Annotated in this window: 18 protein-coding genes; 14 read left to right on the plus strand and 4 right to left on the minus strand. The window is 73.6% G+C overall.

Annotated elements, in window-relative coordinates; translation table 11 throughout:
• Positions 1-52: 52 nt before the first annotated feature.
• The 3 genes from ACFQ79_RS16930 to ACFQ79_RS16940 are packed head-to-tail and all read right to left on the minus strand — an operon-like array spanning position 53 to position 2,620.
• Positions 53-280 (minus strand): hypothetical protein, encoded by a 228-nt coding sequence (locus ACFQ79_RS16930; RefSeq protein ID WP_355966457.1) that lies wholly within the window; start codon positions 278-280, stop codon positions 53-55.
• Positions 281-300: 20 nt separating this feature from the next.
• Complete coding sequence (malQ, locus tag ACFQ79_RS16935; protein ID WP_383583952.1) at positions 301-2,421, minus strand: 4-alpha-glucanotransferase; 2,121 nt, start codon at positions 2,419-2,421, stop codon at positions 301-303.
• Between the two features lies 1 nt (position 2,422).
• Positions 2,423-2,620, minus strand: coding sequence for a hypothetical protein (locus ACFQ79_RS16940; protein ID WP_187624474.1), 198 nt, complete (start codon positions 2,618-2,620; stop codon positions 2,423-2,425).
• Positions 2,621-2,858: 238 nt separating this feature from the next.
• Here ACFQ79_RS16940 and ACFQ79_RS16945 point away from each other — a divergent pair, with 238 nt between their 5' ends.
• Positions 2,859-6,143 carry a beta-N-acetylglucosaminidase domain-containing protein gene (locus ACFQ79_RS16945; RefSeq protein WP_383583954.1) on the plus strand — a complete coding sequence of 1,095 codons (3,285 nt, stop codon included), beginning with the start codon at positions 2,859-2,861 and terminating at the stop codon, positions 6,141-6,143.
• 79 nt (positions 6,144-6,222) lie between these two features.
• On the opposite strand, the gene ACFQ79_RS16950 is transcribed toward ACFQ79_RS16945, so the two are convergent.
• Positions 6,223-6,786: an HNH endonuclease gene (locus tag ACFQ79_RS16950; RefSeq protein WP_383583956.1), complete on the minus strand. Its 564-nt coding sequence runs from the start codon at positions 6,784-6,786 to the stop codon at positions 6,223-6,225.
• Between the two features lie 237 nt (positions 6,787-7,023).
• On the opposite strand from ACFQ79_RS16950, the gene ACFQ79_RS16955 reads away from it, so the two are divergent.
• The 13 genes from ACFQ79_RS16955 to ACFQ79_RS17015 all read left to right on the plus strand — a co-directional run bounded on the left by ACFQ79_RS16955 (position 7,024) and on the right by ACFQ79_RS17015 (position 24,641).
• Entirely contained in the window at positions 7,024-8,103 is a 1,080-nt protein-coding gene (locus ACFQ79_RS16955) for a mechanosensitive ion channel family protein (RefSeq protein WP_383583958.1), read from the plus strand.
• 219 nt (positions 8,104-8,322) lie between these two features.
• On the plus strand, positions 8,323-9,537 hold the full coding sequence (locus tag ACFQ79_RS16960) for an ROK family protein (protein WP_383583960.1): 1,215 nt from the start codon (positions 8,323-8,325) through the stop codon (positions 9,535-9,537).
• Between the two features lie 71 nt (positions 9,538-9,608).
• Positions 9,609-10,952, plus strand: coding sequence for an ABC transporter substrate-binding protein (locus tag ACFQ79_RS16965; RefSeq protein WP_383583962.1), 1,344 nt, complete (start codon positions 9,609-9,611; stop codon positions 10,950-10,952).
• 19 nt (positions 10,953-10,971) lie between these two features.
• Positions 10,972-11,931 (plus strand): carbohydrate ABC transporter permease, encoded by a 960-nt coding sequence (locus tag ACFQ79_RS16970; RefSeq protein ID WP_383583964.1) that lies wholly within the window; start codon positions 10,972-10,974, stop codon positions 11,929-11,931.
• Positions 11,932-11,934: 3 nt separating this feature from the next.
• Positions 11,935-12,831 carry a carbohydrate ABC transporter permease gene (locus tag ACFQ79_RS16975; protein ID WP_383583966.1) on the plus strand — a complete coding sequence of 299 codons (897 nt, stop codon included), beginning with the start codon at positions 11,935-11,937 and terminating at the stop codon, positions 12,829-12,831.
• Between the two features lie 8 nt (positions 12,832-12,839).
• The gene (locus ACFQ79_RS16980) at positions 12,840-14,105 is read left to right on the plus strand and encodes a 6-phospho-beta-glucosidase (RefSeq protein WP_383583968.1); all 1,266 of its coding nucleotides are present in this window, start codon (positions 12,840-12,842) and stop codon (positions 14,103-14,105) included.
• The gene (locus ACFQ79_RS16985) at positions 14,096-15,085 is read left to right on the plus strand and encodes an N-acetylglucosamine kinase (RefSeq protein WP_383583970.1); all 990 of its coding nucleotides are present in this window, start codon (positions 14,096-14,098) and stop codon (positions 15,083-15,085) included. The genes ACFQ79_RS16980 and ACFQ79_RS16985 overlap by 10 nt, the downstream gene beginning before the upstream one ends.
• 306 nt (positions 15,086-15,391) lie before the next feature.
• Complete coding sequence (locus ACFQ79_RS16990; RefSeq protein WP_383583972.1) at positions 15,392-16,828, plus strand: hypothetical protein; 1,437 nt, start codon at positions 15,392-15,394, stop codon at positions 16,826-16,828.
• Positions 16,829-16,839: 11 nt separating this feature from the next.
• Positions 16,840-17,877 (plus strand): glutamate ABC transporter substrate-binding protein, encoded by a 1,038-nt coding sequence (locus ACFQ79_RS16995; protein WP_383583975.1) that lies wholly within the window; start codon positions 16,840-16,842, stop codon positions 17,875-17,877.
• A 53-nt stretch (positions 17,878-17,930) separates the two neighbouring features.
• Positions 17,931-19,208, plus strand: a complete 1,278-nt coding sequence (locus ACFQ79_RS17000) for a hypothetical protein (RefSeq protein ID WP_383583978.1) — start codon at positions 17,931-17,933, stop codon at positions 19,206-19,208.
• A gap of 79 nt (positions 19,209-19,287) precedes the next feature.
• Complete coding sequence (locus ACFQ79_RS17005; protein WP_383584091.1) at positions 19,288-21,804, plus strand: tetratricopeptide repeat protein; 2,517 nt, start codon at positions 19,288-19,290, stop codon at positions 21,802-21,804.
• Positions 21,805-21,806: 2 nt separating this feature from the next.
• Complete coding sequence (locus ACFQ79_RS17010) at positions 21,807-23,249, plus strand: PP2C family serine/threonine-protein phosphatase (protein WP_383583982.1); 1,443 nt, start codon at positions 21,807-21,809, stop codon at positions 23,247-23,249.
• Positions 23,250-23,309: 60 nt separating this feature from the next.
• On the plus strand, positions 23,310-24,641 hold the full coding sequence (locus tag ACFQ79_RS17015; RefSeq protein ID WP_383583985.1) for a VWA domain-containing protein: 1,332 nt from the start codon (positions 23,310-23,312) through the stop codon (positions 24,639-24,641).
• Positions 24,642-24,647 lie beyond the last annotated feature (6 nt).

Genomic DNA, 24,647 nt, shown 5'->3' on the forward strand with positions numbered 1-24,647 from the left:
GCACGGTACGTCGTACCGTGCGGCGCCCTCGGCGGAGCGGAGGAGGAGGCGGTCAGGCCTTCTTGGACTTGTCGAGCAGCATCACGAGACCGGCGATCACCAGGAACAGCACCAGCGGTGCGGCCACGAACAGGCCGAGGGTCTCGATGACCGACAGCTTGGGGGCCGGGTCGTCGCCGTCGTCGCGAGTGAGCGCGAGCGCGGGGGACGACATGAGCAGCATCATCAGCGTCGTACCGGCCGCGAGCGAGCCGGCGCGCAGTGCGTTCTTCTTGTCCACGGTGCAAACGTAGCGAACACCTAATCGGACCGCGCGCCCGGGGGTGCCGTACGGGCGTCGGACGGGGTGGTTCGTGTCTCCGGGAGCGCCGTGCGCGCGTGGAGTTCACGCAGCAGGGCGTGCGCCCGGGGCGAGGCGGCGAGGCGCTCCAGGGTCATCGGCTGCCCGTCCGCGTCCGCGAGCGGCAGCCGCCAGTTGGGGTACTCGTCCCAGGTGCCGGGCAGGTTCTGCGGTCTGCGGTCGCCCACCGCGTCCGGCAGCCAGACGCCCACCATCCGGGCGGGCGTGTCGAGCAGGAACCGGTGGACGGCCCTGATCTCGGCCTCCTCGGCTCCCGGGCCCTCCGGGAGCAGCCCGAGCCGCTGGAACAGGCCGAGCCACTCGGCGGTCTCGGCCGCGTCCGCCGCCCGCTCGCGCGCCAGGTCTCCGGGGAGCAGGCCGAGGCGGTGCCGCAGGGTGACGTGGTCGCCGGAGAGCCGGGCGGCGGTCGGGGGCAGGTCGTGGGTCGTGGCGGTGGCCACGCACTCCGCACGCCAGTCGGCCGGGGCCAGCGGACGGCCGGAGGCCGCCCAGTCCCGCTCGAACCAGAGCACGGAGGTGCCGAACACCCCGCGGGCGGCCAGCTCCTCCCGTACGCCGGACTCGACCGTCCCGAGGTCCTCGCCGATGACGAGGGCGCCGGCGCGGTGGGCCTCCAGGACGAGGACCGCGAGCATCGCCCCGGCGTCGTACCGGACGTAGGTGCCCTCGGTGGGCTCATGGCCCTCCGGCACCCACCAGAGCCGGAACAGGCCCATCACGTGGTCGATGCGCAGCGCGCCCGCGTGGCGCAGGAGTTCGCGCAGGAGACCGCGGTACGGGGCGTAGCCGGCGGCGGCCAGGGCGTCGGGACGCCAGGGCGGCAGGCCCCAGTCCTGGCCGCGGGAGTTGAAGGCGTCGGGCGGGGCGCCGACCGACATGCCGGCCGCGAAGGCGTCCTGCTGGGCCCAGGCGTCGGAGCCCTCCGGGTGGACGCCGACCGCCAGGTCGTGGACGATCCCGACCTCCATCCCGGCCGCGCGGGCGGCCGCGGCGGCGTCGGCGAGCTGCCGGTCCGTCAGCCAGGCGAGCCTGCAGTGGAAGTCGACGCGGGCGGCGAGGGCCGGGTCGTCGCGGACGACGGCCTCCGCCGCGCGCGGGGAACGCAGTTCCTCGGGCCAGGCCCGCCAGTGGTGGCCGTGCCGCTCGGCGAGTGCCTGGTAGGTGGCGTGGTCCTCCAGGGCGCGGCCGCGGGCGGCGAGGAAGTCGTGGAAGTCGGCGCGCCTGCCGGGGCCGGGTTCCACGCCGCCGACGACGATTTCGAGCGCGCGCCGCTTGACCTCCCACACGGCGTCCCGGTCGATCACCGCGCCCTTGCCTAGGACCCGTTCACGCAGGTCGGCGGCCTCGGCGAGGATCAGGTCGAGCTCCTCGCGGTGCTCGGGGCCGACCAGGGCGTACTCGGGGATCTCCTCGATCCGCAGATGGACCGGGTCGGGGAAGCGGCGCGAGGAGGGGCGGTACGGGGAGGGGTCGCTCGGCGCTCCGGGCACGCCCGCGTGGAGCGGGTTGACCTGGACGAAGCCGGCGCCGTGCGTGCGCCCGGCCCAGGTGGCGAGTTCGCGCAGGTCGCCGAGGTCGCCCATGCCCCAGGAGCGGGTGGAGAGCAGCGAGTAGAGCTGGACGAGCAGCCCGTACGCGCGCCGCTCGGGGGCGGGCACGCGCGCGGGGGCGACGATCAGGGTGGCGGTGGCGGTGCGCCCGTCGGGGGCCTGCGCCTCGGCCGCGTGGACGCCGAGCGGAAGGCGCTCCCAGTCCTCGCCGGTGACGACGGCGCCGTCCTCGGTCGTGACCCGGAGCAGGGTGCCGGACGGCAGGTCCGCCGGCGGGTGGGCGGGCTCCGCGCCGCGCCACCGGACCAGGGTCGGGGGCAACAGGCGCTCCCGGTCGGCCCGTTCGGCCGCGTCGAGGGCGGCGGCGACCGCTTCCGGCGTCGCCGCGTCCACGCCGAGGGCGCCGAGGACGGCCACCACGGTGGCGTCCGGCACGGGCACGGTGACCCCCGCGGAGGGGCTGTAGGCGGTAGCGACGCCGTGACGGGCGGCGAGACGGGCCAGGGTCACTTCACACTCCGGGGGACTCCGTGCCCGCACTTCCTGGGGCGGTGGGCTCGCTGGTGAGGGGGGCCGCCACGGTCAGCGGCGGCTCGCTGGTGAGGGGCGCGGCGTCGGGGAGCGGCGGTTCGCTGGTCAGCGGTTCGTCCGTCCTGGCCGGCTGCTGCGGAATCCGTATCCGTCCGAGGTGCGGGGCGGTCGTGGTCACGGGGGTCTCCCGATTCGTCTCGACTGGTGGGACCTGGGTAACGACAGAGGCCTACCCACCGCACCTCGTTTTACCGGCGGAAAGTGGCGAAGTGACGTCACCTCGCCGACGGCTCGCCGGGCAAAGCCGACACATCGGCCATGTGCATTGACACCTCAGTGCGACGGGTGGTGGGCTCGTGACCCACTCGTTACCGAACCGGCGAGCGGCCGGCGGCCCCGGCCGAAGGGAGAACCCCGTGCACCTCGGTCACCTCGGGCGCAGCAGGCGCACCGCGACGGCCGTCGCCGCCGCCGTCATCGGCGGCCTTCTCGGCGGCGCGGTGCCGGGTTCGGCGCAGGCGGTCCCGGGGGCGGCTCCGAACGAGCGCCCGAAGGCCGCGCCGTTCACCCCGACGACGCCGTTCGCCCCGGCAGCACCGTTCGCCCCGGGAGCGCCGGACTCTCCGGCGGACCCGGTCGCTCCCACGGCCTCCTCCCCCACGGCCTCCTCGACCTCGGCCCCCTCGGCCACGGCCTCCGAGACCTCGGCCTCCTCGCCCTCGGCCCCCTCCGCCGGATCCGCGGACAACGCCTCCGCGCGCGTGCCCGCCGTCTGGCCGCGCCCGCAGTCCCTGACCGCTGCCGGGCCCGCCGTACCCCTCGGGGACGAGGTGACGCTGCTCGCGGACGCCGACGCCGATCCGTACGCCCTCGCCGCCCTGCGCGAGCTGCTGCGGGCCGCCGGGGTGCGGACCGTCCACACCGGGCTCCCGGGCCGGGGGCCGCTCTTCCGGGTGGCGGGACCCTCCGGCGAGGCCGCCGAGGACGCCCTGAGCGCCCTGCGGGTGCCCGACCGGCTCGATCTGCCGCGCGGCGGCTACCGGCTCGCCACGGGCCGCCTCGGGGGCCGGGACACGGTCGTCCTGGACGGGGTGGGCGGCGACGGAGCGTTCCACGCCGTGCAGACGCTGCGTCAGCTCCTCGGCGGCGGCCGGGAGATCCCGGGGGTCGTCGTGCGCGACTGGCCGGGCACGGCCGAGCGCGGGATCACCGAGGGCTTCTACGGGACGCCGTGGACGGCGGAACAGCGGCTCGCCCAGATCGACTTCCTGGGCCGGACCAAGCAGAACCTCTATCTGTACGCGCCCGGCGACGACCCGTACCGGGGCGCGCAGTGGCGCGACCCCTACCCGGCCGCGCAGCAGGCCGAGTTCCGCGCGCTCGCGGAACGGGCCCGCGCCAACCACGTGACGCTCGGCTGGGCCGTGGCGCCCGCCCAGTCCATGTGCCTGTCCTCGGGCGGTGACATGGCGGCGCTGACGCGGAAGCTCGACGCGATGTGGGCGCTCGGGGTGCGCTCCTTCCAGCTCCAGTTCCAGGACGCCTCGTACGACGAGTGGCACTGCGACCGGGACGCCGACGCCTTCGGGCGGGGTCCCGAGGCCGCGGCGGCGGCCCACGCGCGCGTGGCGAACACGGTCGCCCGGCACCTCGCCGAGCGGTATCCGGACTCCGAGCCGCTGACGGTGATGCCGACGGAGTACTACCAGGACGGCGCGACCGCCTACCGCACCCGGCTCGGCGAGACGCTCGACTCCGGCGTGCGGGTGGCGTGGACCGGTGTCGGTGTCGTGCCGCGTGCGATCACCGGCGGAGAGCTGGCGCGGACGCGGGAGGCCCTGCGCCATCCGCTGGTCACCATGGACAACTACCCGGTCAACGACTACGCGCAGGACCGGCTGTTCCTCGGCCCCGCGACGGGCCGTGAGCCGGCCGTGGCCGCCGGTTCCGCGGCCTTCCTCGCGCTCGCGATGGAACAGCCCGCGGCCTCCCGCGTCCCGCTCTTCACCACCGCCGACTACGCCTGGAATCCGCGCGGCTACCGGCCCGAGGAGTCCTGGCGGGCGGCCGTCGACGACCTCGCGGGCCCGGAGCCAGCCGCCCGCGAGGCACTGCGGGCACTCGCGGGGAACGGCGCCTCGTCGGTGCTCGACCCGGCGGCCGAATCGGCGTACCTGAAGCCCCTCCTGGCGGCCTTCTGGGCCTCGCGCACGAGCGCGGGGACCGGGGCGAGCCCGGGGCGGGAGAAGGCCGCGCGGGAGCTGCGGGCCGCGTTCACCGTGATGCGCGAGGCGCCCGGGCGGCTCTCGGGCACGGCCGGCGGCACCCTCGACGACGAGACCGGCCCCTGGCTCGAACAGCTCTCCCGGTACGGCCGGGCGGGCGAGACGGCCGTCGACATGCTGGTCGCGCAGGACTCCGGCGACGGGGCGGCGGCCTGGCGGGCGCAGTTGAGCCTGGAGGAGCTGCGGAAGAACCTCGCGGCGGGCCGGGTGACGGTCGGCGCGGGGGTGCTCGATCCGTTCCTCACGCGCGCGGTGGACCGGGCGAAGGCCTGGACCGGCGCCGACCGGACGCCGAAGGCCCGTACCGACCGCGCCACCGACTCGTACACCGTGCGGCTCGACCGAGCGCGGCCCGTGGAGGCCCTGACGGTGATGACGGATCCGGGTGCCGGGGACCCGCGCGACGCGCGCGTGGAGGCGTACGTCGAGGGCGAGGGCTGGCGGCCGCTCGGCCCCCTGTCGGCGTCCGGCTGGACGCAGGCCGAGCTCAAGGGGCTGCGGGCGGAGGCGCTGCGGGTGGTGTGGAGCGGCGACGGGCCGGCGCCCGCGGTGCGCTCGCTGGTGCCGTGGTTCGCGGACGGGCCGCGCGCGGCCCTCGGCCTGGCCCGGACGGAGACGGACGCGGAGATCGGCGGCCCGGCCCAGCGGGTGGACGTGGAGCTGTCGGGCCTGCGCGCGGGCGAGGTGCGGGGGCCGCTGACGGCGAGGGCCCCGAAGGGGATCACCGTCACGCTGCCGGAACAGGCGGTGGTGGAGCGCGGTGCCCGGTCGACGGTGCCGCTCGAGGTGTCGGTGGCGCCGGACGCGCACGCGGGCACGTACCGGGTGCCGGTGTCGTTCGCGGGCGAGGAGCGGGTGCTGACGGTGCGGGCCTTCCCCCGTACGGCGGGCCCCGATCTGGCGCGGACGGCGACGGCCTCCTCCTCGGGCGACGAGACGCCGGACTTCCCGGCCGCCCTCGCGGTGGACGGCGATCCGGCCACCCGCTGGTCCTCTCCGGCGGAGGACGGCGCCTGGTGGCAGCTCGAGCTGCCGGAGCCGGCCCGGATAGGGCAGGTGGTGCTGCACTGGCAGGACGCGTACGCCTCCCGCTACCGGGTCCAGGTCTCGGCCGACGGGCGGGTGTGGCGTACGGCGGCCACGGTCGCGGAGGGCCGGGGCGGCCGGGAGTCGGTGCGGATGGACGCGTCGGACACGCGCTTCCTGCGGGTGCAGGGCGACGCGCGGGCCACCCAGTACGGCTACTCGCTCTGGTCGGTGGAGACCTATGCGGTGGCCGGGCAGAAGCAGCCGGGGCAGCCCGGCCGGCCCGTCGGGAAGCCGACGGACCCGCCGACGGGGGCCGAGGGCGCGGCGCCGGACAAGGCGCCGGAGGGAACGCGGGAGGGCACGCCGGAGGAGCGGCCCGCCCCCTGAGGGGCATGCCGCTCCCGTGCCGGACCCGCCCCCGCGTACGTACGCGCGTGATGCCCCGTACGTACGCGAAAGGCCCGGCTCAACCCGTCGTCAGCGCCCTCGCGGGGGCGTCGGCGACGGAGTCGATCCGGGCCATCACATCCTCGGCGCCGTACGGCTGGAGGTACGGCAGCCAGCGGGGGTCCCGGTGTCCGGTCCCGATGATCCGCCAGGCCAGGCCGGTCGGCGGGGCCGGTTGGTGGCGCAGCCGCCAGCCGATCTCGCGCAGGTGCCGGTCGGCCTTGACGTGGTTGCAGCGGCGGCAGGCCGCCACCACGTTCTCCCAGGCGTGCGTGCCCCCGCGGCTGCGGGGGATGACGTGGTCGACGCTGGTCGCGACGCCCCCGCAGTACATGCAGCGCCCCCCGTCACGTGCGAAGAGGGCTCTGCGGGTCAAGGGAACGGGCCCCCGGTAGGGGACCCGCACGAAGCGCTTCAGTCGCACCACGCTGGGCGCGGGGACGACTTGGGTCTCGCTGTGCAGGAAGGCGCCGGATTCCTCGAGGCAGAGAGCCTTGTTCTCCAGGACGAGGACGAGTGCGCGGCGGAGCGGTACGACGCCGAGCGGCTCGTACGACGCGTTGAGGACCAGGACATGCGGCACGGATGCCTCCTATGACGCCGGCGGCGCGTGGCTCGCGCCGGGACGAACTGCTCTCAGTCTCTCCTCATGCCTGGTCGGAACGCCACCACGTACCGGGATCGGGGTGACGGGCCCGGCGTGTTCTCGACCACATCGGCATGTCTCCTTCTCTTTGCCCGGGTGAGGTCCGTCTCTCCCTCGAACAGGGCTACGGGACCATGTCCGACGCCCCGTTACTGTGGATGCTCTGCGTACGCGATGCCTGGAGGTCCCCCCGTGCTTTGGTCCGTCCCAGCGGCAGCCACCGAACCCGAGCCCATTCCGGTGACCCTCGACGAGGCGGCGGAGAAGGCGACGAACGCGGCGAGCTGGGTGGAGGAGAACTGGTCCACCTGGCTGAACACGGGCCTGCGCATCCTGCTGATCCTGATCGTCGCGCTGCTGCTGCGGATGGCCGTCCGGCGGGCCCTGACCAAGCTGATCGAGCGGATGAACCGTTCGGCGCAGGCGGTGGAGGGGACGGCCCTGGGTGGTCTCCTCGTCAACACCGAGCGCCGGCGGCAGCGCTCGGAGGCGATCGGCTCGGTCCTGCGTTCGGTGGCGTCGTTCCTGATCCTGGGCACGGCCGGGCTGATGATCCTGGGCGCCTTCAAGATCGACCTGGCGCCGCTGCTCGCCTCGGCCGGTGTGGCCGGTGTGGCGATCGGTTTCGGCGCGCGGAACCTGGTGACGGACTTCCTCTCGGGCGTCTTCATGATCCTGGAGGACCAGTACGGCGTGGGTGACTCGGTCGACGCGGGCGTGGCCTCCGGCGAGGTCGTGGAGGTCGGTCTGCGGGTGACCAAGCTGCGCGGCGTGGACGGTGAGATCTGGTACGTGCGCAACGGCGAGATCAAGCGGATAGGGAACCTCAGCCAGGGCTGGGCGACGGCGGGCGTGGACGTGACCGTCCGGCCGACGGAGGACCTGGAGAAGGTCAGGTCCGTGATCGTCGAGGCGGCGGAGGCCATGGCCAAGGAGGAGCCGTGGAACGAGCGCCTCTGGGGTCCGGTGGAGGTGCTCGGTCTGAGCGAGGTGCTGCTCGACTCGATGACCGTCCGGGTCTCGGCGAAGACGATGCCGGGGAAGGCGCTCGGCGTGGAGCGCGAGCTGCGCTGGCGGATCAAGCAGGGCCTGGACCGGGCCGGCATCCGGATCGTGGGCGGGCTTCCGGCGCAGGCCGAGGAGTCGGCCGCGGATCCGACCGCGGGCATGGCGGCGCCGTCGGCCTTCGCCTCGGCGACCTCGCCCCAGTCGGCGGCGGCGACCCCCCTGCCGAAGGCCGACCTGAACAAGTAGCCGCCCGGAAGTACGCACGCGCGTGGACGACGCCCCCGCAGGTAACGCTTTGGTTGCCTTCGGGGGCGTCTCGCGTGCCCGGGTATTGACGGCCCCGTGACGGCCGCCTTATTTTCCTCCCACCGAATAGGAAACTTTCCTAACAGTGAAGTCGGGGAGACGGGCCGCCGCGAGGCAGCAGAATGGCCCGACCAGTAACCGAAGGGCGGGTGCGACCTCATGGCCGGTACGACTCCGGGAACCCCCGGCACGCCGCGCGTGCTGCGCGCCATGAACGACCGCGCCGCCCTGGACCTGCTCCTGGAGCACGGCCCCCTCTCGCGGACCCGCATCGGCAAGCTCACCGGCCTGTCCAAGCCGACCGCCTCCCAGCTGCTCGCCCGCCTGGAAGCGGCCGGTCTCGTCGTCGCCACCGGCACCACCGCGGGCCGCCCCGGACCGAACGCCCAGCTCTACGCGGTGAACGCGCGGGCCGCGTACGCCGCCGGACTCGACGTCAACCCGTTCCGCATCCACGCCGCCGTCGCCGACATCACGGGCGAGATCGTCGGCGAGTACGAGCTCCGCACCCCCGGCCGCGCCGCCTCCGGCGTCGTCCGCCAGGTCACCGACGCCCTCGACGGGGCCGTCAAGGCGGCCGGGATCACCCGCGAGGACGTCCGGCGCCTGGTCATCGGCACCCCCGGCGCCTTCGACCCGGCCACCGGACGGCTGCGGTACGCCTCCCACCTGCCCGGCTGGCACTCCCCCACCCTCCTGGAGGAGCTGGCCGCCGTCCTGCCGATGCCGTTCGAGTACGAGAACGACGTCAACCTCGTCGCCGTCGCCGAGCAGCGCGTCGGCGCGGCCCGCGGTCACGCGGACTTCGCCCTGCTGTGGAACGAGGAGGGCCTCGGCGCCGCCCTCGTCCTCGGCGGGCGGCTGCACCGCGGCTTCACCGGCGGCGCCGGTGAGGTCGGCTTCCTGCCCGTGCCCGGCACCCCGCTCGTACGGCAGGTCACCAAGGCCAACTCCGGCGGCTTCCAGGAGCTCGCCGGCGTCCAGGCGGTGCCGCGGATCGCCCGCGCCATCGGGATCGACACCCCCGAGCAGCCGTACGTGGCGGTCGCGAGCGGACTGCTCGCCCACGCCGCGGAGGCGCACGGCGAGGACCCCCGGTACGCGGAGCTGCTCGACCGCTACGCCGAGCGCGTCGCCATCGGACTCGCCTCGATCGTCGCCGTCCTCGACCCCGAACTCATCGTGCTCTCCGGTGACGTCCTCGTCGCCGGAGGCGAACCCCTCCGCGCGCGCGTGCAGTCCGAGCTCGCCGACCTCGCCGCCTCCCGGCCACGGCTCGTCCTCGCCGCCGTCCCCCGGCGCCCCGTGCTGCGCGGCGCCCTCGAAAGCGCCCTCGCCACCACGCGCGCCGAGGTCTTCGACACCTCGCGCTGACCCACCGACCGTCTCACCGCCCCACGCGTTCCCCTTCCCCCGTAAGCCCTCCGCCACAGGGAGACACCGTCATGCCCGTACGTCCGCGCAGAGCAGCCGCAGCGCTCGCCGCCACCGCCTCGATAGCCCTCTTCGCCTCGGCCTGTACGGGCTCCGCGAACAACGCGGCCGCCGACGACCCCAAGGCCGAGACCACCATCACCTTCTGGCACGGCTGGTCGGCGCCCGCCGAGGTCAAGGCGATCCAGAGCAACATCGACCGCTTCATGAAGGCCCACCCGAACATCAAGGTGAAGGTCGTCGGCGACATCAACGACGCCAAGCTCGGCCAGGCCCTGCGCGCGGGCGGTTCCAACGGGCCGGACGTGGCCGCCTCCTTCACCACGTCCAACGTCGGCAAGTTCTGCCACACCGGCGCCCTCGCGGACCTGAAGCCCTTCCTGGAGAAGGACAAGGTCGACCTCGACAAGACCTTCTCGAAGGTCCTCCAGAACTACACCCGGTTCGAGGGCAAGCGCTGCTCCCTGCCGCTGCTCTCCGACGCCTACGGCCTCTACTACAACAAGGACGCCTTCCGGAAGGCCGGTCTCGACCCCGAGGCCCCGCCGAAGACCTGGACCCAGTTCGCCGAGGTCGCCAAGAAGCTCACCAAGGCCGAGGGCGACAGCTACGAGCAGCTCGGGTTCATGCCGAACTACCTCGGCTACGAGACCGTCCCCAGCCACTACATGTCGCAGTGGGACCACAAGTACTTCGACGAGAGCGGCAGGTCGCTCCTCGGCAAGGACCCCGGCTTCGCCGAGATGCTGACCTACCAGAAGTCGCTGGTGGACGGCCTGGGCGGGTTCGCGAAGCTGGACAAGTACCGCACCACCTTCGGTGACGAGTGGGGCGCCAAGCACCCCTTCCACACCGGCCAGGTCGCCATGCAGCTGGACGGCGAGTGGCGGCTCAACTTCATCAAGGACGCCGGCGTGAAGTTCGACGTCGGTGTCGCGCCGCTGCCCGTCGCCGACGACGAGGTCGCCGAGTACGGCAAGGGCTACCTCTCCGGCACGATCATCGGCATCGCGCCGCAGAGCAAGAAGCAGAACGCGGCCTGGGAACTCGTCAAGTACATGACGATGGACACCGAGGCCGTGGTGAACTTCGCCAACGACATCGGCAACGTCCCCTCCACCCTGGAGGCGCTGAAGTCGCCGGACCTGAAGTTCGACGCGCGCTTCAAGACCTTCCTGGACATCGCCCAGCACCCGCAGTCCACCACCTCCGACGGCGCGCTGAACGGCTCCACGTACCAGGACACCTTCCAGGACTTCGCCCAGAAGTACGAGAAGGGCCAGGTCCCGGACCTGAAGAAGGGTCTCGCGGACACGGCCGCCCAGATCGACCGCGACATCGCCCAGGCGAAGTAAGCCCCGGGACCGGTATCTCATGTCCGACACCCTCGCCGGGCGTCAGGCGGCGCTGCGGTCGAAGCGCGTGCGCAACGCGCTTCGCACCGCGGCGTTCATGTCGCCCTGGCTGATCGGCTTCAGCGTCTTCTTCGCGTACCCGCTCGTCTCGACCGTCTACTTCTCCTTCATGAAGTACGACGGGCTCAACCCGCCGACCTGGCGGGGCCTGGGGAACTGGGACTACGTCTTCTCCGACCTGCCGAAGTTCTGGCCGGCGATGCAGAACACCCTCTGGCTCGCGGTCGTCATGGTCGCCTGCCGGGTCGCGTTCGGCCTCGGCATCGGCCTGCTCGTCACCAGGATCAAGACCGGCGCGGGAGTCTTCCGCACCCTCTTCTACCTGCCGTACCTGGCCCCGCCGGTGGCCGCGACGCTGGCCTTCGTGTTCCTGCTCAACCCGGGCACGGGGCCGGTCAACTCGCTCCTGGAGGCCGTCGGGATCCCCGCGCCCTCCTGGTTCAACGACACCGCGTGGGCCAAGCCGGCCCTGACCGTGCTCGCCGTGTGGGGCGTCGGGGACCTCATGGTCATCTTCATGGCCGCGCTGCTCGACGTACCGAAGGAGCAGTACGAGGCGGCGGAGCTGGACGGGGCCTCGGCCTGGCAGCGCTTCCGCTACGTCACCCTGCCGAACATCTCGCCGATCATCCTCTTCGCGGTGGTCACCGGGATCATCGGCGCGATGCAGTACTACACCCAGCCGATCGTGGCGGCGAAGGTCGCCTCGGGCGTGATGGGCGGCTCCGGCCAGACCTTCGAGCCGGGCTACCCCGACGACTCGACGCTCACGCTGCCGCAGCTGGTCTACGACCTCGGCTTCGGCCGCTTCGACTACGGCGCGGCCAGCGTCGTGGCCCTCGTCCTGTTCGCCCTCTCCATGGCCTGCACGGCGCTGCTCATGCGCCGGCGGGGCGGCCTGATCGGCTCGGGTGACTGATCCATGACCTCCACATCCACCCTCGACCGGCCCGTCCGCCGGGCGTCCGCCGGAGCCGCCGAGAAGACGGCCCGCCGCAAGGCGCTCCTGCACTGGATCGCCGTGCACTCCCTCGGGATAGCCGCGGCCCTGTTCTTCGTGCTGCCGTTCGTCTTCGTCTTCCTGACGTCCGTGATGAGCGACCAGCAGGCACTCACCCGCGACCTCACGCCGAACACCTGGCACTGGGACAACTACGTCCGGGTCTTCGAGACCCCGGGCTTCCTGGACTGGTGGAAGAACTCACTGCTGTACGCCGGCCTCGGCACCGTGCTCGTCGTGGTGTCCTCGGTCCCGGTGGCGTACGCGCTCGCCAAGTTCCGCTTCCGCGGCCGGCATCTGTCGCTGCTGCTCGTCATCTCGATGATGATGCTGCCGCCGCAGGTGATCATCATCCCGATGTACCTGTTCTGGGCCAAGCAGCTGGACCTCTCCGGCACGCTCTGGCCGCTGATCATCCCGATGGCGTTCGGCGACGCCTTCGCGATCTTCCTGCTCCGCCAGTTCCTGCTGACGATCCCGAACGAGTACATCGAGGCCGCCAGGATCGACGGCTGCGGCGAACTGCGCACCCTGCTCAAGGTCGTGCTCCCGATGGCTAAGCCCGGCATCGCCGCCGTGGCCCTGTTCCAGTTCTTCTACTGCTGGAACGACTACTTCGGACCCCAGATCTACACCTCCGAGAACCCGGCGGCCTACACGCTGAGTTACGGACTGGAGTCCTTCAAGGGCGCGCACCACACCGACTGGAATCTGACCATGGCCGCGACCGTCCTGGTCATGGCCCCTGTGATCCTCATCTTCTTCTTCGCCCAGAAGGCGTTCGTCGAGGGAGTCACACTGACCGGAGTGAAGGGCTGACTCACACCATGAAGCTCACTGTCGTGGGGGGCGGTTCCACCTACACCCCCGAACTGATCGACGGATTCGCGCGGCTGCGCGACACCCTGCCCATCACCGAACTCGTCCTCGTCGACCCGGCCGCGGACCGGCTCGACCTGGTCGGCGGTCTCGCCCGGCGGATCTTCGCCAAGCAGGACCACGAAGGGAAGATCACCACCACCTCCGACCTCGACGCCGGGGTCGAGGGCGCCGACGCCGTCCTGCTCCAGCTGCGGGTCGGCGGACAGGCCGCCCGCGAACAGGACGAGACCTGGCCGCTGGAGTGCGGCTGCGTCGGCCAGGAGACCACCGGCGCCGGCGGTCTCGCCAAGGCCCTGCGCACGGTCCCGGTCGTCCTGGACATCGCGGAGCGGGTCCGGCGCGCCAACCCGGACGCCTGGATCATCGACTTCACCAACCCGGTCGGCATCGTCACGCGCGCGCTGCTCCAGGCCGGCCACAAGGCCGTCGGCCTGTGCAACGTGGCGATCGGCTTCCAGCGGAAGTTCGCCGGGCTCCTCGGCGTCGCCCCGTCCGAGGTCCACCTGGACCACGTCGGGCTCAACCACCTGACCTGGGAGCGTGCCGTACGCCTCGGGGGCCCCGAGGGCGAGAACGTGCTGCCCCGGCTGCTCGCCGAGCACGGGGACGCGGTCGCCGACGACCTGCGGCTGCCGCGCCCGGTCCTGGACCGGCTCGGCGTCGTCCCCTCGTACTACCTGCGCTACTTCTACGCGCACGACGAGGTCGTCCGGGAGCTCGGCACCAAGCCCTCGCGGGCCGCCGAGGTCGCCGCGATGGAGAAGGAACTCCTGGAGATGTACGGGGACCCTGCGCTCGACGAGAAGCCGGCCCTGCTCGCCAAGCGCGGCGGCGCCTTCTACTCGGAGGCGGCCGTGGACCTGGCCGCGTCCCTGCTCGGCGGCGGGGGCTCGCCGTACCAGGTGGTCAACACCTACAACAACGGCACGCTGCCGTTCCTGCCGGACGACGCCGTCATCGAGACGCAGGCCGCGGTCGGCGCCCACGGTGCCGCCCCGCTGCCGGTCGCGCCGGTGGACCCGCTGTACGCCGGTCTGATCGCGAACGTCACGGCCTACGAGGACCTGGCGCTCGAAGCGGCGCTGCGCGGCGGCCGGGACCGGGTGTTCAAGGCCCTGCTCGCACACCCGCTGGTGGGTCAGTACGCGTACGCCGACGGGCTCACCGACCGGCTGATCGCGCACAACCGGGAGCACCTCGCGTGGGCGTGAACCCGAACGGCGTGCTCCTCGCGATCGACGCGGGGAACAGCAAGACCGACGTCGCGGTCCTCGCCCAGGACGGCACCGTCCTCGGCGCGGCGCGCGGCGGCGGGTTCCAGCCGCCGGTGGTGGGGGTGGAGACGGCCGTCGACACCCTGGCGGAGATCGTCGGGCGGGCGTGGGCGGAGGCCGGCGGCACCGGACTCTCCCCGGCGTTCGCCCATGTCGCGGCCTGTCTCGCCAATGCCGACCTACCCGTCGAGGAGACCGCCCTCCAGGCCGAACTCCTCCGCAGGGGCTGGAGCCGGTCGGCGCGGGTGCACAACGACACCTTCGCCATACTGCGGGCCGGGCTCGACGAGCCGCGCGGTGTCGCGGTGGTGTGCGGGGCGGGCATCAACTGTGTCGGGATGACCCCGGACGGCCGGACCGCGCGCTTCCCCGCGATCGGCAAGATCTCCGGGGACTGGGGCGGCGGCAGCGGCATGGCCGAGGAGGCGCTCTGGTTCGCGGCGCGCGCCGAGGACGGGCGCGGCGAGCCGTCCGAGCTGGCGCGGGCGCTGCCGGCGCACTTCGGTCTCGAGACGATGTACGCGCTGATCGAGGCGCTGCACCTGGGGCTCGTGCCCTTCGAACGGCGGCACGAGCTGACGCCGGTCCTGTTCCGGGTGAGCGCGGACGGCGACCCGGTCGCGCTGTCGCTGGTGCACCGGCTCGCCGAGGAGGTCGTCGCGCTGTCGGCGGTCGCGCTCGGGCGGCTCGGACTGCTGGAGGAGGAGGCGCCGGTGATGCTGGGCGGCAGCGTGCTCGCCGCACGGCATCCGCAGCTGGAGGAGAGGATCCGTGAACTCCTCGCCGAGCGGGCGCCGAAGGCCGTCATCGGCTTCGTGACGGCGCCGCCGGTCCTCGGCGCGGGGCTGCTCGCCCTGGACGAGGTGGCGGCGGGCCCGGAGGCGGCGGCCCGGCTGCGGGAGCATTACGGGGCCTGAGGCCGGTGGGGGGTGTGGTCGCGGGGCGTCTTCTCTGCCGGAGGAGACGCCCCGCAGGCATGTTCACCTGTTCGAGCGATGGCCGATACGGAACCGATCACGGCTTCGTGACGTATTCAGAGTGAGGGGATTCGCCCCTCGATGCGTGGGGGTTCGCCCCTCGGCGTGAGGGGGTTCGCCCGCGGATGTGCCGGGGGCATACGGCACGATAAGAACAAGATCCAGTCAATCCCGGTGTGCGGACGGCCCCCTGCGGCCATACTGCAGGCCGGACCGGCCGAAGTCGGCGACCCAGGGGGAGGTCACGTGACACACCCGCCGAACGCACCCGCCGCCCCGGCGGCGCGGAGCACGGCGCAGGCGCCCGCGCGCCCGGCCGGCGTGCCCGCGCAGCCCTCGCCAGCGCCGGGCGCCGCCCCGCCCGCGGGGCAGAGCGCCTGGGCCGTGGGACGGGAGCGACTGCGGGTCGCCACGACGACCGAGCCGGGCCGGCTCCAGATCCTCGGGGCCGTTCTCGCGCTGCTCGTCGTCGCGTTCGGGGCCGTCACCGCCTTCCAGGTCGACGACCGGACGACCGCCGCCGACGACGTCGTCAGCCGCAGCCAGCCGCTGTCCGCCGACGCCGCCGCGATCTACCGCTCCCTCGCCGACGCGGACACCACCGCCGCCGGCGGCTTCCTCGCCGGCACGCTGGAGCCCGCGGAGTCCCGCGCGCGCTACGACCGGGACATCGCCACCGCCGCCCGACTGCTCGTCAAGGCCGCGGCGAGCACGGACGGTTCGGGCGAGTCGGCCCGCGAGATCGCCACCCTCAACGAACAGCTCCCGCGCTACACGGGCCTGATCGAGCGCGCCCGCGCCGCCAACCGGCAGGGCCTCCCGCTGGGCGGGGCCTATCTGCGGTACGCCAACCAGCAGATGACCAGCATCCTGCTGCCCGCCGCCGAGCGGCTGTACGAGGCCGAGACCGTACGGCTCCACGAGGACGACGAGTCGGCCCGCACCTGGCCGTTCCTCGCCCTGGGCCTCGGACTCCTCACCCTCGCCGTCCTGGCCTGGGCCCAGCGCCGCACCTACCTGCGGACGAACCGGGTCCTCAACCACGGGCTGCTCGCCGCCACCGCCGCCACGCTGACCGTGCTGCTCTGGCTGCTCGCCGCGCACACCGTCGCCCGCAGCGGCCTCGACAGCGCGCGCACGCACGGGCAGGAGTCCCTCCAGTCGCTCAACACGGCCCGGATCGGCTCGCTCACGGCCCGGGCCAACGAGCTCCTGACCCTGGTCGCCCGGGGCGCCGTCCTCACCGAGGACGGCAAGAACGACAAGTACGAGGCCGAGTACACGTCGAGCACGGGCACCCTGACGGACGCGCTCGCCACGGCGCGGGAGCTGGCCGACGACGACGCCGGCCGCGGCCCCGTCGACGAGGCCGCCTCGCGTACGGCCGAGTGGAAGCAGCGTCACAAGGACGCCCGCGCCAAGGACGAGGCCGGCGACTTCGAGGGCGCCCTCGGCCGCATCGTCGGCGCCAAGGACCCGGCGCAGTCGACCGGGCAGTCATTCGACCAGGTCGACGCCGCCCTGGAGCGTGCCCTGGCGCACGAGCAGACCGAGTTCACCCGCTCCGCCGGGGACGCCAGGGACGCGCTGAAGGCGCTGCCGCTCGGCGCCCTGGCCCTCGGGATCCTGGGCGCGGCGGGCGCCGTGCTCGGCATCAACCGCAGACTGTCGGAGTACCGGTGAGAGGGGGCGGGATGCCGAACGGCACGTACCCGCTGGTGCGGCGGACGGCGCAGCGCTTCCGGGGCTGGGGCGGGGTGGCCGCGATGGCCGTGGCCTGCGGGCTCACCGCCTCGCTCACCCTGCTCCCGCTGGCCCACGAGAGCGGCGACGCGGCGGCCGCGCCCGGCGTCGCGGGGCCGGGGCCCGGCGTCGGCACCGGGGTCCAGGTCAAGGCGGACACCTGCGACAAGCCCTGGGCCTCCCTCACCCCCTCCACGGCGGACGGCCCCTCGATCGAGGCCGTCAAGCAGCGCGGGAAGCTCGTCGTCGGCGTCGACCAGTCCAGCTACCGCTGGGGCTACCGCAACCCGGAGACGCGCGCGCTCGAAGGCTTCGACATCGATCTGGCGCGGGCCATCGCCAAGGACATCCTGGGCAGCCCGGACGCCGTCATCTTCCGGGCGATCCCCACGAACCAGCGGATCGCCGCCCTCGACAGCGGCAAGGTCGACCTCGTCGTGCGCACCATGACGATCAACTGCAAGCGGATCCAGCAGGTCGCCTTCTCCACCGCCTACTTCCAGGCCGGCCAGCAGGTCCTCGCGCCCAAGCTGGCCACGGACATCACCGGTTACGACACCTCGCTGAAGGGCAAGCGGGTCTGCACCGCCGAGGGCTCCACGGCCTACGAGGCCCTGGAGGAGAAGTCCTTCGGCGCGCTCTTCAAGGACGAGGCCGACGGCACCAAGGACGACAAGGACCTGCTGACCGTCCCCAACCAGCTGGACTGCCTGGCCCGGCTTCAGATGGGCGAGGTCGACGCCGTCGTCACCGACAACGCCCTGGCGGCCGGACAGGCCGCCCAGGACCCGGCGGTCGAGCTCAAGGGCACCCCGTTCACCACCGAGTACTACGGCGTGGCCGCCAAGCTCGGCAACGACGACCTGGTCCGCCGGGTCAACCAGGTCCTCGTGGGCTATCGCCAGGGCCCCTGGCAGCAGGCGTACAAGAACTGGCTGGAGAAGGACCTGCCCGGGATAACCGGGCCGCCCGCTCCCCTGTACAAGTAGCGCCGGGCAGCCCCGTACGACCAGCCCTGTACACGGAGAGGAAGAGGTGATCGATGGGCGTCACGGGACCCCCTGGGCCGGTGATGGACCGGGACGAGGTGGACCGTGCGCTGGCGCGCCTCGGAGCCGAGCACAAGGCGGTCGAGGACTCGCTGTTCGCACTCCAGGACCACGCGGGCCGCAGGCTGCTCGAAGGGGCGGAGCTGACCGGCACGACCCGGGACCGCTGGGTGGCGACCGAGCGGACCATCACCCTGCTCTGGACCTGCTTCGACGTGTACACCGGCGCCCTGCGGGACGTCCGCGAGGTGCGTGCCCGGCGCCGCTGGCCCGGCCGTGAGGAGCTCGTGGAGCTGACCGACCGGCTGCGCGGCGAGAGCGTCCACGTGGCGGGCGGGGCGGGCGAACAGGGGCTGCTCGCCGAGCGGTTCACCCTGGAGGGCCTGGTCCGGCGGATGAACGAGCTGTACGCGTCCTCGCTGGACGTGGTGGTGACCGCCGACGCGGTCTGGTCGGCGCTGCCCGCCCGGATAGACCTCCTCGCCGCCGAGCTGGGCCGGACGCGCTCGCTCGCGCACTCGGTCGGCGTACGGCCCGGGGAGCACCCGGCCGGCGACGAGCTGGAGGACATCACCGCCGAGCTGACCGCGCTGCGGTCCCAGGTCGTCACCGATCCGCTGGCCTTCTGGCGCCCGGCGAGCGGGAGTTCGGCGCCCGGCGGGGGCCGTCCCGACACCGAGCGGTACGACCGGGCGGCCCTGGCCCTCGAGGACATCCGGCGGGAGATCGAGGCGGTGCTCGCGGTCCGGCAGGACTCCGAGGACCGGCTGCTCCGGCTGCGGGACGTGCTGTCGCGGGCGGACCGTACGCTCGCCGAGGCGCGGGCCGCGCGGGGCGAGGTGCTCGCGAAGATCGCCGCCTCCGAGGTGCCGGCCGTCAGCGGGCCGCCGATCGTGCTCCAGGAGCGGCTCGCGGCGGCCGCCGAGTACCGCAGGCACGCCCAGTGGCACCGGCTCTCCCCGCTCCTGGACTCCCTGGAGCGGGAGGCGGAGGACGAACTGCTGCGGGCCCGGGAGTCGCTGACCGCGGTCACGGCCCCGCTCGCGGTCCGGGCCGAACTGCGCGGCAGGCTCGACGCGTACAAGGCGAAGGTGGCGCGGCTCGGTGCGGCGGAGGACCCGCTGCTCGTGGAGCGGTACGACGCGGCCCGCCGGATGCTGTGGAGCGCGCCCTGCGATCTGCGGGTCGCGGAACAGGCCGTCCTGCGCTACCAGCAGGCGGCGGCGGACGTACTGTCCGGCCCGAGAGACGCGGGAGGACGACAGTGGTGAGCGGGGAACAGTGGTGAGCGGCGGGGAGACGGGCGTGGGGAGCTGTCAGCGTCCTTCGTGCGAGGGTTCGTACGAGGACATGGGAGGCGGCGAGCTGTACTGCGACACCTGCGGCCTCGCCCCGGTGGTCGCGGCCGGCGGGCTCATCGGCTCGACACCCACGGGGGTGGCCGTGCCGGGCAGGGGCAGCGTCGTCGGGGGCGGCTCCGGCGTCGGGGGGCCGGACTCCAGTTCCTCGCGGAGCAGTTCGCGGGCGTCCTCGCGGGCCTCGTCGCGCTCGTCGACCTCCCGCCGTTCGGTCTCCGGGCGGCTCTCGCGCTCGCTCTCCGGGGCCTCCGCGTCCCGCTCGGTGTCGGTGCGCAGTTCCGGTACGTCGACCGGTCAGTCCGCCCGGAACCGGCTGGGCGCCGGCCTGGTGTCGATCCCCGAGGTGCCGCGGCCCGACCCGCGGGCGGCGGTCATGGAGAACCCCGAGGTTCCCGAGCGGAAGCGTTTCTGCTCCCGTTCCGACTGCGGTGCGCCCGTGGGGCGTTCGCGGGGTGAGCGGCCGGGCCGTACGGAGGGCTTCTGCACCAAGTGCGGGCACCCGTACTCCTTCGTGCCGAAGCTGCGCGGCGGGGACATCGTCCACGGGCAGTACGAGGTCGCGGGCTGTCTCGCGCACGGCGGGCTGGGCTGGATCTACCTCGCCGTCGACCGGGCCGTCTCCGACCGCTGGGTCGTCCTCAAGGGCCTCCTCGACACCGGCGACCAGGACGCCATGGCCGCGGCGATCTCCGAGCGCCGCTTCCTCGCCGAGATCGAGCACTCCAACATCGTCCGCATCTACAACTTCGTCGAGCACCTCGACCAGCGCACCGGCTCCATGGACGGCTACATCGTCATGGAGTACGTCGGCGGCAAGTCCCTCAAGGAGATCGCCAACGACCGGCGCACCCCGGACGGGCGCCGCGATCCGCTGCCGGTCGAGCAGGCCTGCGCGTACGGGATCGAGGCCCTGGAGGCGCTCGGCCACCTGCACAGCCGCAACCTGCTGTACTGCGACTTCAAGGTCGACAACGCCATCCAGTCCGAGGACCAGCTGAAGCTCATCGACATGGGCGCGGTCCGGCGGATGGACGACGACGAGTCCGCGATCTACGGCACCGTCGGCTACCAGGCGCCGGAGGTGGCCGAGGTCGGGCCGTCGGTGGCGAGCGACCTGTACACGGTGGCGCGCACCCTCGCGGTGATGACCTTCGACTTCCAGGGCTACACGAACGTCTTCGTGGACTCGCTGCCCGACCCGGACAACATCGCGGTCTTCCGGACGTACGAGTCGTTCTACCGCTTCCTGGTCCGCGCCACCGACCCGGACCCGGCACGCCGGTTCGCCTCCGCGCAGGAGATGGCGGAGCAGCTGACGGGCGTGCTGCGGGAGGTCGTGGCGCTCCAGTCGGGGCGGCCGCGGCCCGCGCTGTCGACGCTGTTCGGCACGGAGGTCCGGGTCACGGACACGGCCCTGTTCGCCGAGCTGACGGAGGACGTGTCGCTGCTCGGGGCCCGCCGGGGCCGCAGACGGCCCGCGCTGCCCGCCGCCGCGCCGGGCGCCGTGCCCGGCGGCGCGCTGCCCGCCGGGTCTGGAGGAGGGGCACCCGCCACCGCCGCAGTCGCCGGGCTCGGGGCCCTGCTCGCGCCGCTCGACACGCCCGCCACCGCGCTCGCGCTGCCGGTCCCGCGCGTCGACACGGGCGACCCCAACGCCGGCTTCCTCGCCGGTCTCGCCGCCGCCGCGCCCGGCGAGCTGCTCGCCGCGCTGCAGGCCGCGCCCGCGCCCTCCGCCGAGCTGCGGCTGCGCACCCTGCGGGCCGAGCTGGAACTGGGCGACCTGCCGGCCGCCGCCCGGACCCTGGCCGGGCTCGAGGAGCGCGACCCGGACGACTGGCGGGTCGTCTGGTACCGGGGCGTCACCTCCCTGGTGACCGGCGACCACGAGCACGCGGCGCTCGCCTTCGACGCGGTCTACGACGCCTTCCCCGGCGAGCCCTCGCCCAAGCTGGCCCTCGGGATCTGTGCCGAGGTGCTGGGCCAGCTGGACAACGCCGCCGAGTACTACCGCCTGGTGTGGGCCACCGACCCGAGCTTCGTCAGCGCGGCCTTCGGGCTCGCCCGGGTGCAGCTCGCCGCCGGGGACCGGATCGGAGCCGTACAGTCCCTGGAGTCCGTGCCGGAGGCCTCGATCCACTACACGGCGGCGCGGGTCGCCACCGTGCGGGCGCGGCTGCGGCGGCGCCCGGCATCGGAGCCGCTCGCCGCCGATCTGACGGCGGCCGCCGCGCAGGTATCGGCGCTCCAGGGCTTCGGTCTGGACGCCGTGCGCCGGGAGCAGTTGTCGACGGAGGTCCTCGGAACCGCCCTCGACTGGGTACTCTCCGGGAGTCCCGGTGCGGAACCGGGCGGCGGCGCGCTGCTGCTCGGGAGTGAACTGGACGAGCGCGGACTGCGCTTCGGCCTCGAACGCTCGTACCGGGTGCTGGCCCGGCTCGCCCAGCGGGGCGAGGAGAGGATCGAACTGGTGGAGCGGGCCAACCGCTTCCGCCCCCGGACGTGGGTGTGAGGATGTCCCAGAAGCCGAAGCCGTCGCACGGCCTCACCGTCTGCCCGGACTGCGCGGAGCCCCTGGAGTCGGGGGACCGGTTCTGCGGGGCGTGCGGTTACGACCTGACGGCCGTGCCGGTCGCCGGGGTCGAGCCGGACCGCCCGACCGTGGCCATCGGCACCCCCGTGGCCTGGCCGGACGCCCCGCCCCGGGACCCCGGTTCGCTGTCGACCGCCACCCAGCACCCGGGCGACCTCCCGGGTACCGACTCCGGTGGCCGTGACCTGCCCACGATGGCGGTCCGCACGGACGGGCCGGTGCCGCCAGGCGCCGACCCGGCCGGCGAGACCACGACGGGCAGCGGTGACTTCGAGCTGGCCGCGCCGGACCCGCGTGCGGCGGTACGGGTGGACCCGCCGCCGGCCGCACCCGCGTCGGCGCCCGCCCCCGCACCGGCACCGGCACCGGCGGCCCAGGCGCCCGCACCGGCGGCCCAGGCTCCTGCTCCGGATCCGGCCGCCGCCTCCGCCGCCCCCGGCTCCGCCCTGTGCGTGGCCTGCCGGGCCGGGCGGGTGGACACCGACGGCTACTGCGAGAACTGCGGGCACGCGCAGCCCCGCGAACGCGACCACATGGAGCGGGAGCTCGGCAGCGTCGCCGCCGTCTCCGACCGGGGGCTGCGCCACCACCGCAACGAGGACGCGTTCGCCGTATCGGCGACCACGCTCCCCGACGGCTCCCCCGCCACCCTCGCGATCGTCTGCGACGGCGTGTCCTCGGCGACCCGGCCCGACGAGGCGTCCGCCGCCGCCGCCGAGGCGGCCGGCGCCTCCCTGCTCGCCGCGCTGCCCCGGGGAACGCACCCGCAGCAGGCGATGCACGAGGCGATCGTGGCCGCCGCGGAGGCCGTCAACTCCCTCGCGGAGGAGCCCGGCCAGGACGGCGCCGAGCACGACCCGCACCGCCACCGCAACGCCCCGGCCTGCACCATCGTGGGCTCCGTCGTCGCCGACGGCCTGCTCGTCGTCGGCTGGGTCGGCGACAGCCGCGTCTACTGGGTGCCGGACGACCGGGCCACCCCGGCCGCCCGGCTCACCGAGGACGACTCGTGGGCCGCGCAGATGGTCGCGGCCGGTCTGATGAACGAGGCGGAGGCCTACGCGGACGAGCGCGCCCACGCGATCACCGGCTGGCTCGGCGCCGACGCGTACGAACTCGAGCCGCACACGGCCGCGTTCAAGCCCGACCGGTCCGGTGTGGTCGTCGTCTGCACGGACGGCCTGTGGAACTACGCGGAGGGCGCCGACGACATGGCCAGGGTCGTCCCGGCCGACGCGTCCGACCGGCCGCTGCACAGCGCCCAGGTGCTCGTCGGCCACGCCCTGGACGGCGGAGGCCACGACAACATCACGGTCGCGCTCGTGCCGTTCACCGTCGCTCTCCCAGGGGCAGGATCCGCCTGAGCGGCGCCGATCCCCTGTCCCTCCACCGATTGACCGTTGTTGCCCGAGGAGCCGTAACAGATGGCGAACTTCTCCAAGTCGACCGTGCCGCAGTTCTCGGTGGACGTCTACCAGAACGAGTTCCTGCCCGAGGGCGGCCGGGACGTCAGCGCGATCGTCACGGTCACCTCGACCGGCGGCGGCACCACGGGCCGGCAGCGGCTCGCCGGGGCGGGGGGCGGCACGGCCGGCGTCGTGATCATGGTCGACTGCTCCGGCTCGATGGACTACCCCGCCACCAAGATGCGCGGTGCCCGTGAGGCGACCGCCGCCGCCGTCGACACCCTGCGCGACGGCACGGCCTTCGCCGTCGTCGCCGGTACGCACGTGGCGAAGGAGGTCTACCCGGGGAACGGCCGGCTCGCCGTCGCCGACGCCAGGACCCGGGCCGAGGCCAAGGAGTCGCTGCGCCGGCTGAGCGCGGGCGGCGGCACCGCCATCGGCACCTGGCTGCGGCTCGCGGACCGGCTGCTCTCCTCCGACGGCCTCACCATCCGGCACGGCATCCTGCTCACCGACGGCCGCAACGAGCACGAGTCGCCGGAGGAGCTGCGGGCCGCGCTGGACGCCTGCGCCGGCCGCTTCACCTGCGACGCGCGCGGGGTGGGCACCGACTGGGAGGTCAAGGAGGTCACCGGGATCGCCTCGGCGCTCCTCGGCTCCGCCGACATCGTCGCCGACCCGGCCGCCCTCACCGCCGACTTCACGGCGATGATGGAGCAGGCGATGGGCAAGGGCGTGGCGGACGTCTCGCTGCGGCTGTGGACCCCGGTCGGGGTGGAGATCGCCTATGTGAAGCAGGTGGCGCCGACGGTCGAGGACCTGACCGGGCGCCGTACGGAGGCCGGTCCGCGCGCCGGGGACTACCCGACGGGCTCCTGGGGCGACGAGTCCCGCGACTACCACGTGAGCGTGCGGGTCCCGCAGGCCGCGATCGGCCAGGAGATGCTGGCGGCCCGGGTCTCCCTGATCGCACCGGACCCGCTGGGCGGCGACCCGAAGCCGCTGTCCCAAGGACTGGTACGGGCGGTGTGGACCGACGACCTGGCGATGTCGACCTCGATCAACCCGCAGGTCGCCCACTACACGGGCCAGGCCGAGCTCGCGGACGTCATCCAGCAGGGTCTGGATGCCCGCAAATCGGGCGATCACGACGGCGCGACGGCGAAACTGGGCCGCGCCGTGCAGCTCGCGGCGGCCTCCGGCAACGCGGATACGGCGAAACTGCTTTCGAAGGTGGTCGACGTCGTCGATGCGGCGACCGGTACTGTGCGTTTGAAGGCGAAGGTCGCGGAAGCGGACGAGATGACACTCGAGACCCGCTCCACCAAGACCGTTCGCGTCAAGAGGTAGCCCGGC

The organism is Streptomyces sp. NPDC056480, from assembly GCF_042795405.1.
Lineage (GTDB): Bacteria > Actinomycetota > Actinomycetes > Streptomycetales > Streptomycetaceae > Streptomyces.

Excerpts from the sequence above, each read along its gene's own strand:
- ACFQ79_RS16955 (WP_383583958.1), top strand. The coding sequence starts at position 7,024 with ATGCCTGGAGGTCCCCCCGTGCTTTGGTCCGTCCCAGCGGCAGCCACC.
- ACFQ79_RS16960 (WP_383583960.1), top strand. The coding sequence starts at position 8,323 with ATGGCCGGTACGACTCCGGGAACCCCCGGCACGCCGCGCGTGCTGCGC.
- ACFQ79_RS16965 (WP_383583962.1), top strand. The coding sequence starts at position 9,609 with ATGCCCGTACGTCCGCGCAGAGCAGCCGCAGCGCTCGCCGCCACCGCC.
- ACFQ79_RS16970 (WP_383583964.1), top strand. The coding sequence starts at position 10,972 with ATGTCCGACACCCTCGCCGGGCGTCAGGCGGCGCTGCGGTCGAAGCGC.
- ACFQ79_RS16975 (WP_383583966.1), top strand. The coding sequence starts at position 11,935 with ATGACCTCCACATCCACCCTCGACCGGCCCGTCCGCCGGGCGTCCGCC.
- ACFQ79_RS16980 (WP_383583968.1), top strand. The coding sequence starts at position 12,840 with ATGAAGCTCACTGTCGTGGGGGGCGGTTCCACCTACACCCCCGAACTG.
- ACFQ79_RS16995 (WP_383583975.1), top strand. The coding sequence starts at position 16,840 with ATGCCGAACGGCACGTACCCGCTGGTGCGGCGGACGGCGCAGCGCTTC.
- ACFQ79_RS17000 (WP_383583978.1), top strand. The coding sequence starts at position 17,931 with ATGGGCGTCACGGGACCCCCTGGGCCGGTGATGGACCGGGACGAGGTG.
- ACFQ79_RS17005 (WP_383584091.1), top strand. The coding sequence starts at position 19,288 with ATGGGAGGCGGCGAGCTGTACTGCGACACCTGCGGCCTCGCCCCGGTG.
- ACFQ79_RS17010 (WP_383583982.1), top strand. The coding sequence starts at position 21,807 with ATGTCCCAGAAGCCGAAGCCGTCGCACGGCCTCACCGTCTGCCCGGAC.
- ACFQ79_RS17015 (WP_383583985.1), top strand. The coding sequence starts at position 23,310 with ATGGCGAACTTCTCCAAGTCGACCGTGCCGCAGTTCTCGGTGGACGTC.